Origin of the sequence: Colwellia sp. 6M3, assembly GCF_014077595.1 — a bacterium.
Classification (GTDB): Bacteria; Pseudomonadota; Gammaproteobacteria; order Enterobacterales; family Alteromonadaceae; genus Cognaticolwellia.
Window position 1 is genome coordinate 44,991 of sequence record NZ_JACGWF010000005.1, and the last position, 17,698, is coordinate 62,688.

The 17,698-nt window shown below is 38.6% G+C and carries 11 protein-coding genes; 5 read left to right on the forward strand and 6 right to left on the reverse strand.

Annotated elements, in window-relative coordinates:
- Positions 1-107: 107 nt before the first annotated feature.
- The 3 genes from argS to H4J50_RS02300 are packed head-to-tail and all read left to right on the forward strand — an operon-like array spanning position 108 to position 3,848.
- Positions 108-1,847, forward strand: coding sequence for an arginine--tRNA ligase (gene argS, locus H4J50_RS02290; protein WP_108456734.1), 1,740 nt, complete (start codon positions 108-110; stop codon positions 1,845-1,847).
- 26 nt (positions 1,848-1,873) lie between these two features.
- Positions 1,874-3,001: an HDOD domain-containing protein gene (locus H4J50_RS02295; protein WP_182254190.1), complete on the forward strand. Its 1,128-nt coding sequence runs from the start codon at positions 1,874-1,876 to the stop codon at positions 2,999-3,001.
- 40 nt (positions 3,002-3,041) lie between these two features.
- Positions 3,042-3,848 carry a TatD family hydrolase gene (locus H4J50_RS02300; RefSeq protein ID WP_259366140.1) on the forward strand — a complete coding sequence of 269 codons (807 nt, stop codon included), beginning with the start codon at positions 3,042-3,044 and terminating at the stop codon, positions 3,846-3,848.
- A 13-nt stretch (positions 3,849-3,861) separates the two neighbouring features.
- Here the strand turns inward: H4J50_RS02300 and H4J50_RS02305 are convergent, their stop codons facing one another.
- Positions 3,862-4,464, reverse strand: a complete 603-nt coding sequence (locus H4J50_RS02305; RefSeq protein WP_108456736.1) for an AhpA/YtjB family protein — start codon at positions 4,462-4,464, stop codon at positions 3,862-3,864.
- Between the two features lie 107 nt (positions 4,465-4,571).
- Between H4J50_RS02305 and serB the strand changes: the two genes are divergently transcribed.
- Positions 4,572-5,606, forward strand: a complete 1,035-nt coding sequence (gene serB, locus H4J50_RS19820; protein WP_310733246.1) for a phosphoserine phosphatase SerB — start codon at positions 4,572-4,574, stop codon at positions 5,604-5,606.
- A 172-nt stretch (positions 5,607-5,778) separates the two neighbouring features.
- Here serB and H4J50_RS02315 read toward each other — a convergent pair whose 3' ends face one another.
- The 3 genes from H4J50_RS02315 to H4J50_RS02325 form a co-directional block, all read right to left on the reverse strand.
- Positions 5,779-7,782 (reverse strand): TonB-dependent siderophore receptor, encoded by a 2,004-nt coding sequence (locus H4J50_RS02315; RefSeq protein ID WP_182254192.1) that lies wholly within the window; start codon positions 7,780-7,782, stop codon positions 5,779-5,781.
- Positions 7,783-7,879: 97 nt separating this feature from the next.
- Positions 7,880-8,254, reverse strand: coding sequence for a hypothetical protein (locus H4J50_RS02320; protein ID WP_182254194.1), 375 nt, complete (start codon positions 8,252-8,254; stop codon positions 7,880-7,882).
- A 316-nt stretch (positions 8,255-8,570) separates the two neighbouring features.
- Positions 8,571-11,018: a PilZ domain-containing protein gene (locus tag H4J50_RS02325; protein WP_182254196.1), complete on the reverse strand. Its 2,448-nt coding sequence runs from the start codon at positions 11,016-11,018 to the stop codon at positions 8,571-8,573.
- A gap of 363 nt (positions 11,019-11,381) precedes the next feature.
- Between H4J50_RS02325 and radA the strand changes: the two genes are divergently transcribed.
- On the forward strand, positions 11,382-12,770 hold the full coding sequence (radA, locus tag H4J50_RS02330) for a DNA repair protein RadA (RefSeq protein WP_182254198.1): 1,389 nt from the start codon (positions 11,382-11,384) through the stop codon (positions 12,768-12,770).
- Positions 12,771-12,870: 100 nt separating this feature from the next.
- Here the strand turns inward: radA and metH are convergent, their stop codons facing one another.
- Complete coding sequence (metH, locus tag H4J50_RS02335) at positions 12,871-16,560, reverse strand: methionine synthase (protein WP_310733248.1); 3,690 nt, start codon at positions 16,558-16,560, stop codon at positions 12,871-12,873.
- A 31-nt stretch (positions 16,561-16,591) separates the two neighbouring features.
- On the reverse strand, positions 16,592-17,542 hold the full coding sequence (gene metA, locus H4J50_RS02340; RefSeq protein ID WP_182254203.1) for a homoserine O-succinyltransferase: 951 nt from the start codon (positions 17,540-17,542) through the stop codon (positions 16,592-16,594).
- Positions 17,543-17,698 lie beyond the last annotated feature (156 nt).

Here is a 17,698-nt window from a genome sequence, read left to right on the forward strand (position 1 = left end):
AAAAGTCAATCACGTAATTTATCCATAAGCCTAGTGAATAACATTAGGCTTATTCACTCAAGTTGATGCCACACACTTGAGTCTTAATAGAATAAGAGTTAATTAAAATGAATATTAGTAACATCCTAAGTGAAAGAGTTAGTGCAGCAATGACAGTTGCAGGTTTACCTGAAGGCACAAATCCTGCGATAAGTTTATCTAACCGAGCAAATTTTGGTGATTACCAAGCCAATGGTGTTATGGGTGCAGCTAAAAAATTAAAAACCAATCCTCGTGAATTAGCAACCAAAGTGGTTGAAGCACTCGACTTAACGGGTATTGCTGAAAAAATTGAATTAGCAGGCCCAGGGTTTATTAATATTCATTTAGACAAAAACTGGTTAGCAACGCAGTTAAACACAGTATCGAACGATAAAAATTTAGGTGTAAACCAGTCAGAAAAACCGCAAAACGTTGTGGTTGATTATTCTGCTCCAAATCTCGCTAAAGAAATGCACGTAGGTCATTTACGTTCCACCATTATTGGTGACGCTGTAGTGCGTGCGCTTGAGTTTCGTGGTGAACATGTTATTCGTCAAAACCACATGGGTGATTGGGGCACGCAGTTTGGTATGCTACTCGCTCATTTAAGCGATAAATTAGCGTCAGATGAAGTTGCTGAAACTGCTCTTTCTGATTTAGAAAATTTCTATCGTGAAGCAAAAATTCGTTTTGATAACGAAGACGGCTTTGCTGATCGCGCCCGTGATTATGTCGTAAAACTGCAAAGTGGCGACGCACATTGCGCAACACTATGGCAGCAGTTTATTGATATCTCAATTAGCCACAGTGAAGACATTTATAAAAAACTTAATGTCACGTTAGCGCGTAAAGACATTATGGGTGAAAGTGCTTACAACGATGATTTATCAAATGTTATCGATGAATTAATGGCACAAAAAATAGCCGTTGAAGATCAAGGCGCTAAAGTTGTTTTTATTAACGAAATGGCTAATAAAGACGGCGACCCTTCGGTATTTATTGTGCAAAAATCGGGTGGCGGTTACTTATATGCAACGACCGATTTATCAGCATGTCGCTACCGTGTTGGTGAGTTAAAAGCCGACCGAATTATTATTTTTACTGACGCTCGCCAAGCGTTACATTTTAAGCAAGTTGAAATCGTTGCCCGCAAAGCAGGTTTCTTACCCGAGCATGTAGGTTATGACCATTGTCCATTTGGCATGATGATGGGAGACGATGGTAAACCATTTAAAACCCGTACTGGTGGCACCATTAAATTGGCTGAGTTACTCGATGAAGCCGTTATTAGAGCAAAAGTGGTTATCGCTGAAAAAAATCCAGATTATAGTGAAGACCATTTAACTGAAATTGCTGAAAAAGTGGGTATTGGCGCGGTTAAGTTTGCTGATCTATCAAAAAACCGTACCAGCGATTATATTTTCAACTGGAAAACCATGCTCAGTTTTGAAGGCGCTACAGCACCCTACTTACAATATGCTTATTCGCGTATTAAAAGTATTTTCACTAAGGCTGATTTCTCAGCAAACGATGACTTACCAGCCATTGTTATTATTGAGCCACAAGAAAAAGCGCTAGCACTTAAATTATTGCAGTTAGAAAACGTTATAGATTCTGTCATTAGCGAATGTACACCAAACCTTTTGTGTAATTACTTGTATGAACTTGCGAGTCTTTATATGAGCTTTTACGAAGCTTGCCCAATATTGAAAGATGACATTGCTGATGACGTTAAACAATCAAGGCTAGCCCTAAGCTACATTATTGCAAATACCCTAAAGCAAGGATTAGATATTTTAGGTATCGACGTTATGGAACGCATGTAACATCTCTACGGGACAATATGCTGTAAATGAAAATATTACTCATTGATAACACTGAGAACCAGCTGCTCGAGCTTAAACAAGATCTTATTAAGTCTCGAGCTAAGTTTGCCCATGTAAATGGCTTAAACGCTGCAATTTCAGCTCTTTCAAAGCACAAGTTTACGGTTGTAATATGTGCTGCCATTGTTGACAAAAATGATGGCAACACGATTTTTGAAATGATCGCCAAAAAATTCCCAACCATTGTTCGAATTTTAATTAGCGATAATGAACAACACACGCAACATAATGCGCATTACTCTTTTGCTCAGCCTATAGAATGTAAAACTATTGTTAGCACCATCGCTAATTTGGCGAATAATAATAAAGCCATCACTCAAGATATTATTGTAAAAACCGTTGCTAATATAAAAACACTACCTAGCCCGCCCAAAGTTTATATGCAGCTAAATGCTATCTTAAAAGAAAGTAATACAGACTCACAAAAAATTGCTCAAATTATACAACAAGACCCTGCACTAACAGCCAAAGTGCTTCAGTTCTCTAATAATACTTTTGCGACCGGCTCAAAGCCGATGATGAATATTGCAGATGCCATCACCAAAATGGGCATTGACACTCTATGCTGTATTGTAATGACTGCTGAACTATTCTCTTATGCGCCAAAAATTAAAGGATTTTCAATACAAGATGAGCAATTGCATTGCTTAGCCACAGCAAAACTTGCAGCTTCAATGGTCAAGCCAGAATTAAAACAAGACACTATGATTGCGGGCTTATTACACGACATTGGTAAAGTTGTATTATTTGAAATTAATGAAAAATCCACCGATTTATTCATTTTACACCGAGTGAACGGTGACAATAATATCGATTTAGAAAATAAAGTTTTTGCGAGTGATCACTGTCATGTCGGTGGTTATTTATTACATATGTGGGGTTTTTCCTATCACATAATAGAAGCCATTATTTTACATCACCGACCTGAAAAGCTATTACAAAAGTCTTTCGGCGTAGCGCAAGCGGTTTACCTTGCCAATGTGCTTGTTCATCAGCAAATACCGAACACTGAATTTATTAAACATTATAAATTAACCAAGGTTATTGATGTACTTACCCAACGGGCGAATAAATTAATTCAACCTGATTTTTAGTAGTTTAAACAAGGTATTAATAAATACCACGGGAGTTAAGATGACACATACCTTGAGCTTTACCGACAGCCATTGTCATCTTGACTTTGATAACTTTAATGCCAACTTACCCAGTTTACTTAACCAATGTCATCAAGCACAAATTCACAATATCGTTATACCCAGTATTGGTCCTAAAAATTGGCAAAAAGTACTTACTCTGGCTAAAACACAGAGTAACGAAAAATTATCACTGCATGCTTGTTTAGGTATTCACCCATGGTTTCTGAATGATTTAACCGAACATAGTTTGAGTGATTTAACCCACTTAGTGAAAAATAATATCGAAGATATAGTGGCTATTGGCGAGGCAGGAATTGACGGTGTCATTGATAAAGAACAAAATAATTTAGCATTACAAATTCAAGTTTTTGAGCACCAAATTGATTTAGCAAAATCGTTCAGCTTACCTATCATTGTTCATCATCGCAGAACACATCAAGATATAACCCGCATACTGAGAGAGAAAAAAACACCTCAAGGTGGAATTATCCACGCATTTTCAGGCAGTTATCAGCAAGCATGCCAGTACATAGATCTAGGTTTTAAATTAGGCATAGGGGGGACTATTACTTACCCAAGAGCTGAGAAAACCATTAAAGCAGTTAAGCGCTTACCGATAACAAGCTTGGTATTAGAAACCGATGCGCCTTCAATGCCATTATATGGTTTTCAAGGCGAAGATAATTCACCGTTGCAGCTTACTAATGTTTTTCAAGCACTTAATAAAATACGCCATGAATCAACTGAAGATCTTGCCCATGCACTGCAAGAAAATATCACTACTATTCTACCTAAGCTGAGTTAAGCTATTAGCAGGATTATTTAGTTGGCGGTCGGTAACCTTGTCGGCTAAAACGATTTAAACCACGCGTTAAGAGAAAGCCAATAACACCCGCCACTATCATCAATATGCGCATTATATCGAATTGAGAACGGCTATTATTGGCCAAGTCATCAACCAGCATTGACCGATGAAGCGATAACCTTATATACCCGTGTAATTTGTCACTGCGAAGTTCCTGTACAAAAGGAAATACATTATCTGTTTTATTTATTTGCCTGATGCTAATACCAAATAAATCATTAATAGACTCTGCTTGTTCTGAATTTGCCATTACTTGGCCAGTAATACTGTAAATATGAACGCTTTTAACTAAAGGTTGCTGCACTAAAGAGTCGGCATATTGTTGTAAATTGTTAGGGTTTTGCGCTAAATAAGGCATTGCACTTGTTGCCGCTTGTGCCAAGTAAAGCTTACCCACTTTATTGGCATGCGCTTGAATGTGCATTTGTTGACTGTCACGACTGCTAACCCAAAAATCCATCAAAAGTACAATCAACAAAATCGCTATAGCTAATTGCAATATTTTATTATAAATCGACGATAATTTAGGGTATAAAGGCTGTTCTATTTGCTTCATCAAACGAATTGCTTCCTACATTTTTATAAATACAGTATAGAACTAAATTTAAACATTTTATACTAGGATAATCGTTTAAAAGCGTGTTTTTCAAATAAGGTATTTCCGTGACAATTCAACATAAAATTATTCCTTTACACGATATACAACAGTTAAATTTAGCACAATGGTTACCTGCTGACTCAATCACCAACGAAATAGCAATTCAGTTTGATAAAGCCCAACAAACTTTTGCTTTAAACGATACAGCGCAGGCAGCTGCAGATACTAATTTATCAGACGCCATCGAACTGGTTGTTTTTGCAGATATTAAAATAGCCACTTTAGTCAATTTACTAAACGAATGTGAAATAAGCTTAGTTGGTTTGCATGCGGTTAATCAACGAAATAACGCAACAAGTTATCGATTTAGTGTCAAGGTCATTGATATAAAACAAGCACGAAATCGCTTATCTAGCTTCAATACAACTGAAAAAATTGAATCAGCACTTTTAGTAAACGCTCCTACACTAGCAACACCAGGTTTGTTGGTAATGGATATGGATTCAACCACGATAAAAATTGAATGTATTGATGAAATAGCAGCATTAGCCGGTGTTGGTGAAGAAGTAGCAGCCGTTACTGAACTCGCTATGCAAGGTGAGTTAGATTTTAGCCAAAGTTTGCATCAACGTGTTGCTAAACTTCAACATTCATCTGAAGACATATTGGCGCAAGTTGCGCATAACATTCCGCTAATGGAAGGTTTAGAAACGTTAGTTACTGCTTTAAAAAAACATCAATGGCGTGTCGCTATTGCTTCAGGTGGTTTTACCTATTTTGCAGACCATTTAAAAAACATGTTATCACTTGATGCTGCGGTTGCTAACGTGTTGGAAATACAGAATAACAAGCTAACCGGAAAGGTTTTAGGTGCAGTGATTGACGCACAAGCTAAAGCAGATTGTTTACTACAGCTGAAAAACGACTTTGCTATTGCGCCATCCCAAACCGTTGCCATGGGCGATGGTGCAAACGATTTAGTTATGATGGCAGCGGCCCATTTAGGTGTTGCCTTTCATGCCAAACCTTTAGTACTGGCGCAAGCAGATGCATGTATCACTAAGTCTGGCTTAGATTGTTTATTGCATTGGCTTAAATAATAAAATGGAGGTAGCTACTTGCTGTAACTGCCTCCAAATTTTACTATCTCACAACACTATTCCTTCAAACTTTATTCCTTCAAGCTTTAATCCGACAAATTATAATCTTTAAGTCATTTAATCCCTCAACTACATGACTGAAGAACTAAAAAGTTAGCCACTCAAGTGTTAATTAACCGCCAAACTGAAAACGAAAGCCAGCATTAACGGTAAAACCATCGTTTCTTGACCAAATATCAGTTGTCCATCTACCACTAGGTGCTTGCTCAGGTAAAAGCAAAGGATCTTGCTTAGTTTGTCTAACATTTAACAAGTTTTCAGCATTAACAAAAAAGCTAACTTGCCCTACGGTTATTTGGCCTAACAAACCTAAATGCCAATAAGAGTCGCTTCGCTCTCGATACGGATTGTTCTCAAGGTGCTGTGTACCAGTATAGTAAGCTTCGAATCCGAGTAAATGGCTACCGTGCTCTTCCCACATAACCACAAGACCTGCAGAATGCTGAGGCGTTAATGCTAAAGGTACGCGATTGGAACTAGAAGCACTTTCTTTTGTGGCGTCAGTATATAAATAGCTACCGGTAAACTTAATATCTCGCCAGCGATAGCGCAGTAATAATTCAGCGCCGTTTATTTCACTTTCTCCGATGGCATTGACGATTCGAACTTGTTTACCTGAAGATTGAACAATCGCGCCGATAACGTTTAATTCAGTAACATTATCTATAGTTGAAGAAAATAACGTCAAGCTAGTTTCTACGTTGTTCAACACATAGCTAATATCTATCGAAGCGGTAGACGCTCGCTCTTCTTCAAGGTTTTCTAGCGGCTCAAGGCGAGATAAACCCGTTTCATCTAGGTCTTCAATAAATGGGCTAGGCGCGAAAAAACCCTGTCCATATGCGCCTCTGAACGTCCAGTTATCTGGGTTATATAACACTGAAATACGTGGGCTAACTTGCGTGCCATATTCACTGTGCCAGTCAGTACGTGCGCTAAGCGACATTGAAACAACATCACTTGCTTCATAGTCAAGTTGTGAAAATAATCCAGGCGCTTGATAAGAATAATCAAATTCAGGGAAAGTGTCAGAGGCGAACTTTTCAGATTGAAGCGCTAAGCCAACTAGCCACGCCGTTTTATCAGAATACCCTGACAAGCTAGTTTCTATTAAGTAACTTTCGTGGCTATCGTCTTCTAGAACAGCACCAAATTGATGTTCATGATCTTGATTCGTTGCTGAGCCACGCCAATTTAAATTTAAAACGTCACCTAATGGTTGATCATAGATAAAGCCAATATCAGTTCTCAAGGTATTTTGTGTTAACGGGAACTGATTACCATCGCTAACCGTAGCGTCACCTAAAGTTCCCCCAGTTCTCTGCTCTTTCATTGCCCCCAATGTAAGGTATAAGTTTGCCCCGCTGTCGTCTTGCCAATAAAACCGAGGGCGAACACTCCCCCTTTCATAACCAGCTAGATCGATCCAGCCATCGTCATCTAAATCTTGTTCTTCTTGATGATGAACTCCAGCAGTTACCGATGCGCTTAAGTTGTTCGTCAAAGGTGATGCAAAGTACGAGGTAATATCTTGACCGTTTTTTGAGGTAGCATTCACCAATACTTCACCTTCATACTCACTCGAAGGCGTTCGGGAGATCAGGTTTATTACCCCTCCAAGTGCCGAGCCACCATAAAGTGAAGAAGCAGAGCCTTTAATTATTTCAACATTTGCAAGGTCTGTTGGCGGAATTTGTAATAAGCCAATTGAAGCGGTTTGGCCGCCATATAAAGGTAAACCATCACTTAAGAGTTGCGTGTAACGACCATATAACCCTTGTAGCCTAATATTAGCACTACCTAATGCTGGCGAGGTAGTTTGTACTCTAACACCACCTGTTTCAGCCACTAACATAGAGATATTACCTGGGCGCATAAGTGCTTTTTCTTGTATTTCTTCACCGTTAATAATCTCGGTACGTGTTGCCGACTCGGTAACTATGCGACCTAAACGAGAAGCGCTAACTTGAATACGCTCAACCTGCTCCTCTTTATGCTCATGATGTGCTTGCTTTTCATCGTGTTCATTTTTATGTTCATCGTTATTTTCATTGGCGTAGGTAAACGCTGGTATTAACAGTATTGCTAATGGCGTTATTAATGACTTTTTAAACATTTTTACCTCTGGCATTGCTTGGTAGTTAATCAGCACAATAATGTGAATTAACTTAAAGATTTATAAGTTGTATATAGTTTTTTTGGGGTTTAGGTATTTACGAGATAAAAATAGGAGGGCGATAGAGCAAAGTAGAAAAAGTTTTGGGTTGTTCTAATCGTTGCAGGCCAGCAACTTCATTTAAAGTAGTCGCCTTAATTGCCTCGACTTCAGTACCAACATTCATGAATGACGAGCATGCATTAGCAACACAGGTACAATCGAGATCACAACATTTAATACCACAGCAGTCTTCTGAGCTACCAGTAGCACTGGTCACTGACTCGTTATACTTTACTTGCTCAATTAAGTTGCTAGAAAAAGAGCTCTCTAATGTTTCGCAAGACATAGCGCTATTAAAAGCGATTGCTTGCCCGATAAAGGCAATAAGCATAACCGCTATAACTAAGACTCTTGAAGCTGCTTTGAACATAAAAAACTCTAAATGCAATCGAAGTTACATTATAAGAGTTTTTTCTTGATATGTGAATATTGCTAGATAAGTTTATACTTGTTGTCTTTAAAATTTTAACTATATATTGTATGAAAAATAGTTACTTATGTTTACTTGTAAAGCCGTAATTGCATGGTAGCAGTCGAAAGTCACTAACTTTACGCTATTGTTATTTATTGGTTAAGCTAATGAAGCTAAAAAATAATTTATTAAATGTAATTAACATTATAGCGCTTTATCTTTAGCTGACAGAGTTATTTAAGTTATTCAAATGCTAAATGCCATTACTTTATTTTTAACGCATTAAACGATAACGAAGCACCACTTCTTGGGTAATATCAAAAACCTGCGCAATACCTGTAACGCTCCAAATTTCTTGCTCTATTTGTTTACCACGATGAATCGCATAACCACTAATGTAGCTTAACTCAGGGTGAAGGTGGCTCATATCTGGCTCGGCAGCACGTGATAGTTTTATCATCACACAAAAAAACTGTCCCTTTTTCAATGCTTGATGAATAAATGCCTGCTTTAATGCTTCAGTAGTTAACTCGCTAGAAAGCTTTATTTTTACTGCCTTTTCTACGGCATCGATACTCGGGTCAATCGCGATATAAAGAACTTTTACACTGGCTGTATCGCTGTGTTGCATCTTCTTAAATTTAGCGGTAACACTAGACATAAAGTCTGCATGACCAAGTATTGGGTATAAGTTGTAATAAGACTTTCGGTCACTTAGTTGCGCCATTTCAGCCATTAACTTGCCGCTTGCATCGCCACTTGCTATAACGTCTGACTTATATCGACTACCACTTGTTTGTAACACTAGCGCAGGAATATTCGAACTGGCACTGTAGATATTTCTTAATGCCTTAGCTAAACCTGGACTGGCCATAGCATATTCATCTGAAGTTAACTTATCACGGTTCTTATCAATTAACGCTTTAAAGAATTTTCGCCCAATGTGCTGATGTTTCTCGACAAAAACCCGCAAATTAACAATGGTTTTAGCACGATTAACCCGCATAACTTCATAAGGTAAGCTGGTCAAATCAAAGGTTGAGGTTATTTTTTGCATTTTAGGCAGCGCTAAAGAAACAATATCACCCACAATTAAATGAGTACTTTTATCTAATTCAATCTTCAAACCAGAAGTTGAAAAATCGATTGATTCGCCCTGAAAAACATCACCTTCTATGGTGATATTCGCGGGAGTTTTATAGGTAAACCTTAACTCTTGTCGCTTATTTCTATAATTAATACCAACTTCATCAACACTAAAAGGTTTACTTAAACGTTTATGGCCAAATCTTTTTAATTTTACAGTGTTAATTCCTTCATAAGATAGCGACTGATAAGCCTTCGTGCTATCAGCATGCGTAACATCGCTTAACACCACGATATAAGGCGTTTTATCTATTAATGCTCTAATATCTTCAGATACTGGGGCATTTAAATATTCGTTTTGCTTAGTAATACTATTAGCCAAAGTAAAGTGCGATTCTGCTCGTTCAGGCTCTACATCCAATAAACTTAATTGAGTCACCAAAAAGTGCTCTTTAGAAGCGGCAAAACCTAAAAATTGCTGCATAAACTCTGGGTCTTCACTTAGCTGGATTTCATCTGCAGTATAAAAGTACAATTTACCTTGGCTGCGGTGAATAAAACTAAAGACCAATAACGATTTCTTTGTCGTAGCTAGTTTTTTAAGCCTAACGATACGTTCAGCAGAAAGTAAGCAATAAAGCGTTGAGTAGCGTTTTTCGTCTTGCCAATATTGATACAAATCTTGATTGTTATTACAAGTTAACGCATATTTTGGCGTTAGCATATTTGTATTTTTTTCTATAAAAATTGGCAGTTCATTCGACTTTGGTAAAACAAACTGTTCAAAACTTCGTGTTTGTAAGGCGCGAATCGTATTATCTAAATTAATTTTGTATCGACGCTTATTCGTCCGAATAAAGTTAATTAAATATTTCGTGAGATTTTCTGTCTCTAACGAGTCATTAGTGATTCTTTTTGCGCCAACCAACTGCATGTTATCTAAAAGAGTTAAGTTTTTAACTTCGTAGATAATGTCGCTATCATCGGTTAGTTGATACTGTTCTTCTAAGCCAGTAAAGCGCAGCGTTATTTGTTGCCCTACTTCGATAGTAGTTAAATCGTTAAGCTTGAACTTGCAACCATGCACACTGATATCAGACGTTAAGCATTCAAATACTCGCTGTTTATCAACAGAAACCTTGATCGGAATAACAAAGTTCATCCGCTCTTCGGCTCGATCATAGTATGCACCAAAACGGTGAAACTGTGCTGGAAATTGAGATTTTTCAAATATTTTATTGGTGTCTACAGACTGGCTTTTAGGTGCTTTGGTTTTTTCTTTTTGATAAATAACTCGAAAGTTATTTTCTGTATTCATCACTTCTTCGTATACTCCAACGGTATACGCGCCGTAACGAGAAAATGCTTCTGTAAAAACCGAACTGGCGACGTTATCTAAAAAGTGAATTCTATCTTCATGCTCAAATGTTTTACATTCGCCATCAACATATCCTCTTAAATCAATTAAGCGGCTACATGGAGCAGCTAGGCGCTTTAATTCCATTTTTAATAAAAAACGTTCAGTTTTAGGGGTATCTTTTGTGACAGCATTAAACCTAGCTTCAAAGTCACTATTTAAGACTTGGCCACTAAATTCATTAATAATATTTTGAAATTTTGAAAAATCTTTATTCATTTACGCTTCAATATCTTTACAATAAAGAAAAATACTTATCAAACATTGTTCTAGTATATGTGGCTTGTTATAAGTTAACACCACACACTATGCACAATATTGAAAAGTAACCCGTTTATATTTAGCTGTTTTAACAGTTTAAAGCAATAACCATACCTGTTAAATTATTATAGAGACAGAAAAACAATAAATATTAGTTTAACACCAAAAAATACAACAAAATCCTTTAAATCATTAATCATAGAGTTAAAAAATAAAGATAATACCGACCTAAATAAGGGCATTATTGATTTATTAACTCAATTGTCATAATTTTGACTAATGTTAGTGAGTTAGCAAGTAATTTAAGAAATAGGCAGCCAAATGGCAAAGTTAGCAAAAATAGAATTCGTTTGTACCGATTGTGGAATGAACTACCCACGTTGGCAAGGCCAGTGCCGCTGTGGTGCTTGGAATACACTAGCTGAAATGAAAATATCTCCTAACCAGAGTAAAAGTGCTACTAAAAGTCGCACATCATCTGGCGGTTACGCTGGTGGCACGGGTGGTGGCAGTAAAAAAATAAACGACGTAGAAACCACGGAAGCTGAAAAACAATTAACCGGTATCGGTGAGCTCGACCGCGTATTATGCGGCGGCGTTACCACTGGCTCAGTCAACATTATTTCAGGCGACCCGGGCGCAGGTAAAACCACCCTACTGTCCGATTTAGTTGCTCGCATGTCACAATTGATGCCCTCTCTTTACTGTACCGCGGAAGAGTCCTTGTCGCAGTTTAAAAACAGGGTGCAACGCTTAAAGCTTGATTATAATCCTGACGAATTGTATTTATTGTCTGAAACCAGTGTTGAAGCGATTATTGAAGAACTAGAGCAAAAGAAAATCAAGTTTGCGGTTATTGACTCTATTCAAGCTGTAGTGACCGACAATGCCAATGGCAGCCCAGGCTCCCCTTCACAAGTAAAAAGTGCAGCACAGGCGTTAACGCAATACTGTAAACAAAATAACGTCACCATGTTTTTAATCGCCCACGTCAATAAAAACAACGAAATTGCAGGCCCACAAACTTTAGTACACATTGTTGATGCACTATTGCACATTGACACCAACGACGGCCAAATACGTACTTTAAGAGCGAATAAAAACCGTTTTGGTGATATTGACACCGTAGGCATTTTTAAAATGTGTGAACGCGGTATGCTCAGCGTTGACAACCCCAGTGAAATATTCTTATCCGGTTCGAGTACTGAGTCTCCAGGCTCAGCTATTACTTGTATCCGCAAAGGGAACAGAAACTTATTACTAGAGATTCAATGTTTAACCACAGAAACCGAAGCAGAATTTCCACAGCGTGTTTGTGTTGGCCTGAATATGAATCGCATAAAAATGCTTACCGGTATTTTACGTAAGCACACCAAAACCAAAATTTATCATGATACTTTTTTCAACATTATTGGCGGCTTAAAAATAGACGAGTCAGAAACTTGTATCGATCTTGCTCTGGTTACGGCTCTGCTTAGTAGCTTGAATGAATTTGTTATTCCACGTACCACGTGCATTATGGGTGAGTTAAGTTTAAATGGTGATGTGCGCCCGATAGACAGTGGTGTGCCGCGCGTAAAAGAAGCTGCACAACATGGTTTCACCGAAATATTTATTCCGTTTAGAAATTATCATAAATCAATGGAAGGTTTAGGAGCTAAAATTACTGCGGTAAAAACTATTCATGAATTAATTGAACTGATTAAATAATAAAAAAGTGACATAACCGATTAAGTTATGTCACTTTTATGTTTATATCGCAGAGCTTTATTGCACCAAACTATCTACATCATACGTTATGAAATATGACTTACGATGGCTCGTAATCTAAATTAGCCGACAGCCAACGTTCAGCTTGAGGCATGGTCATTTCTTTACGGGCGGCGTAACTTTCTACTTGGTCTTGTGCTAACTTGGCAACCGCGAAGTATTTAGACTCTGGATGAGCAAAATACCAGCCACTTACCGCAGCGCCCGGCCACATGGCAAAGCTTGAGGTTAATTCCATACCAATATTTTCATCAACCTTAAGTAACTCCCACAACAAGCCCTTTTCTGTGTGTTCTGGACAAGCAGGATAGCCCGGTGCAGGTCTAATACCTTGGTATTTTTCACGAATTAGGTCATCATTTGCTAAATTTTCTTCTGGTGCATAGCCCCAATAATCTTTACGAATTTGTTCGTGTAAATACTCAGCACTTGCCTCTGCAAGTCTGTCTGCAACCGCTTTAATTAAAATGCTGTTGTAGTCATCGTGATCTGCATCGAAAGCTTTTACTAACGCTTCAACACCAAAACCTGCAGAAACCGCGAAAGCGCCAATGTAGTCGTCAACACCTGAGGCTTTATCAGCAACATAATCGGCTAAACAACGATTATATTGGCCGCTAGGCTTTTTACTTTGTTGACGTAATTGATGCAATTTCATTAATGGTTCGGTGCGTGAGTCATCGGTATAAAGCTGTAAATCATCTTGCTCACGATTCGCTGGAAATAAACCAAAAACCGCTTTTGCAGTTAATTTTTTATTGTTGATCACATCATCCAACATAGCGTTGGCATCATTAAATAACTTAGTGGCTTCTTCGCCTACCACTTCATGCTTAAGAATTAACGGGTATTTACCCGATAACTGCCAAGTCATAAAAAACGGCGTCCAATCGATATAATGTCTAACAATATTTAGGTCGATATTATCAAGTACAGTTACGCCTAGTTTATTAGGCACTTTTGGTGTGTAGTTATCAAAACTAATAGGCACAGCATTAGCACGCGCGTCTTTTAAAGAGATTAAACTCGAGCGAGGGCCTTTTTTATAATGACGCTCACGCACTTTAACGTATTCAGCATTTTGGCGTTCAACAAAGGCGTCTCTATTTTCATCAGAAAGTAACGTACTTACCACAGAAACTGAACGTGAAGCATTAGGAACATACACAACAGGATGCTGATATTGCGGCTCAATTTTTACCGCTGTATGCGCTTTAGAGGTAGTCGCGCCGCCAATCAATAATGGTAGGTTGAAGTCTAGTCGCTTCATTTCTTTAGCAACATGTACCATTTCATCTAATGACGGAGTAATTAATCCTGACAAACCAATAATATCGACTTTTTCTTCGCGAGCTACGCGTAAAATATCGTCACATGACACCATAACGCCTAAGTCGATAATTTCGTAGTTATTACACTGCAACACTACGCCAACAATATTTTTCCCAATGTCATGCACATCGCCTTTTACCGTTGCTAATAATATTTTACCGTTAGATTTAATCTCGGTTTTTTCCGCTTCGATAAAAGGGTTTAAATGCGCTACTGCTTGCTTCATTACTCGCGCTGACTTTACCACTTGTGGTAAAAACATTTCGCCAGCACCAAATAAGTCACCAACAACATTCATGCCGTCCATTAACGGCCCTTCAATAACATCTAAAGGTCGTTTAGCGACTAATCTAGCGGCTTCAGTATCTTCAATAATAAACTCGTTAATACCTTTAACCAGTGAATATTCTAAGCGCTTATTAACTTCTAATTCTCGCCATGTTAAATCCGCTTTACTACTTTGACTGCCGGCTTGACCACGATATTCTTGTGCGATATCGAGTAGTCGCTCAGTAGCGCCATCATCTGAGTTTTGAATGACATCTTCAACCGCTAAACGCAGGTTATCAGGAATGTCTGAATAAATAGCTAACTGACCTGCGTTAACTATACCCATATCCATACCATTTTTGATCGCATGGTAGAGAAACACCGCATGAATCGCTTCACGCACCGGATTATTACCACGGAATGAAAACGACACATTAGACACACCACCAGAAATCATAGCGTGTGGTAAGTTTTGCTTAATATCACCTACTGCTTCAATGAAATCGCGCGCATAGTTGTTATGTTCTTCAATACCGGTGGCAACGGCAAAAATATTAGGATCGAAAATTATATCTTCGGCTGGAAAACCAATTTCATGCACCAGAATTTGATAGGCGCGCTTACAAATTTCATACTTACGCTCGCGAGTGTCGGCTTGGCCTTTTTCATCAAACGCCATAATAATAACCGCAGCGCCGTAGCGACGTAACAATTCAGCTTGTTCGCGAAAGTTGTCTTCGCCCTCTTTTAAACTAATAGAGTTAACAACACCTTTACCTTGAATACATTTTAAGCCCGCTTCTAAAATATCCCATTTAGAAGAATCGAGCATAATTGGCACCTTAGCAATATCTGGCTCACCGGCAATTAAGTTTAAAAATCGCACCATTGCCGCTTGCGAGTCCAACATGCCTTCATCCATGTTGATATCAATAATTTGCGCACCGTTTTCAACTTGCTGCAAAGCCACCGCAATAGCTTGATCGTAGTTTTCATCGGTTATAAGGCGTTTAAAAACAGCTGAACCTGTAACATTAGTACGCTCACCTACGTTAACAAATAAGCTATCTTCTTTGATGGTAAGCGCTTCTAGACCTGATAAGCGACAAGCAATTTCTTTCGGCTTTATTTCTCGCGGAGCAATATTAGCAACCGCATCTGCCATACCTTTAATATGATCTGGCGTGGTACCACAACAGCCACCAATAATATTTAAAAAGCCTGATGTTCCCCACTCTTCAATATGCTTGTCCATTTCTTCAACGCTAAAATCATAGCCACCAAAAGCATTCGGTAAACCAGCATTGGGGTGAGCAGATACAGCTACGTCTGAAATACGGCTTAACTCTGCAACATATTGGCGTAATTCAACTGGGCCTAACGCACAGTTTAAACCCACTGAAATAGGCTTAGCATGGCGTAACGAGTTGTAAAATGCCTCAGTTGTTTGGCCTGATAACGTACGCCCTGAAGCATCGGTAATTGTGCCGGAAATCATCACAGGAAAACGTTCACCACGGCTTTCAAAAACCGTTTCAACGGCGAATATAGCCGCTTTAGCATTCAAGGTATCGAATATCGTTTCAATTAAAATAATGTCACTGCCGCCATCAAGCAAGGCGTTAGTAGATTCAATATAGGCATCTTTTAACTGATCAAAAGTTACATTACGATACGCAGGATCGTTTACATCAGGAGATATTGAACAGGTGCGGTTTGTTGGCCCTAAAACACCGGCAACAAAACGTGGTTTACCCGGGTTTTTCGCGGTAAATTCATCTGCAACTTCACGCGCTATTTGTGCCGCGGCTAAGTTAATAGCGGCACTGTAATCTTCCATGTCGTAATCTGCCATGGCGATAGTGGTGGCATTAAAAGTATTGGTTTCAAGAATATCTGCGCCAGCGACTAAATATTCACGGTGAATCGCTTTAATAACGTCTGGCTGCGTCAGCACCAACATGTCGTTGTTACCTTTAACATCGCTATGCCAGTCGGCAAACTGTTCGCCGCGATAGTCTTGCTCTTCAAACTTATACGCTTGGATCATGGTGCCCATAGCGCCATCTAAAATTAAAATACGCTGGTCTAACTGAGCTTGTAAAAGGCCATAAGAAGCAGATTGCACTACTGGGGTTTTTGATTGAGAGTTTGATTGCTTAGACACGAGATTTCCCTGGGTGAATGGCTTTAATATGGTTCGCATCTAATTGATACGGCGTAATTTGGTAAACGTAATAATTTAGCCAGTTTGTGTACAGTAAACTGCCATGGCTGCGCCACATGTTTGCCGCCTCTTTTTCTGGGTCATCATCGGTAAAATAATTGTCAGGTATTGAAACCTTGCCCCCGGCCGCAATATCTCGAAAATACTCTTCACTCAATGTACTTGCATCATATTCTGGGTGACCGGTTAAATAGACTTGCTGCTTATTTTTACTCGCGGCTAAATACACCCCTGCAACGTCAGATTCTGCTAATATTTCAATATCTTCAAGAGACTGATAATCAGATTTGTCAATGAAACCATAACGTGAGTGCGGTACACTAAATGTCTCATCGAAACCGCGGGTTAGTTGCTCATCTGGCTTTAAACAGTGGTGGCGATATACGCCAGATAGTTTTTGCTTTCGCAAATGTCGCTTTAAACCATAATGATGATAAAGCGCAGCATGGGCGGCCCAACAAGAAAACATGGTTGAAGTAACATTTTGCTCTGCCCAGTCAAACACCTCACAAATTTTATCCCAAAAAGTAACTTGTTGATAATCTAATAACGCTAGCGGCGCACCTGTAATAAGTAAACCATCGTATTGTTTGTGTTTAATATCATCGAATAAACGGTAAAAATTATCTAAATGCGCTTGTGGCGTATTTTTAGATTCGTTTGCATGAATTCGAACGAACTCGACATTTATTTGCAGTGGTGTATTCGCCAGCATGCGCAAGATTTGCACTTCAGTTTCAATTTTATTTGGCATTAGGTTAAGAATCGCCACTTCCATAGGACGAATTTCTTGATCAGCTGCACGACGTTCAGACATAACGAAAATATTTTCTTTGTCTAAAATCGTTAAAGCAGGTAATTCATTGGGGATTTTTATGGGCATAGCACTAACCTAATGTCGGAAAATCGATATATCTGTGTTAATACCAAGTTGACTTATTCAGCCTCTACTTTTCATTTTAACCAATAAAGTGTGCAGGTAATGAATCAACTTAGTGTCAGTATAAAATAACGCTGATAAACAGCCTTTTTATTTACT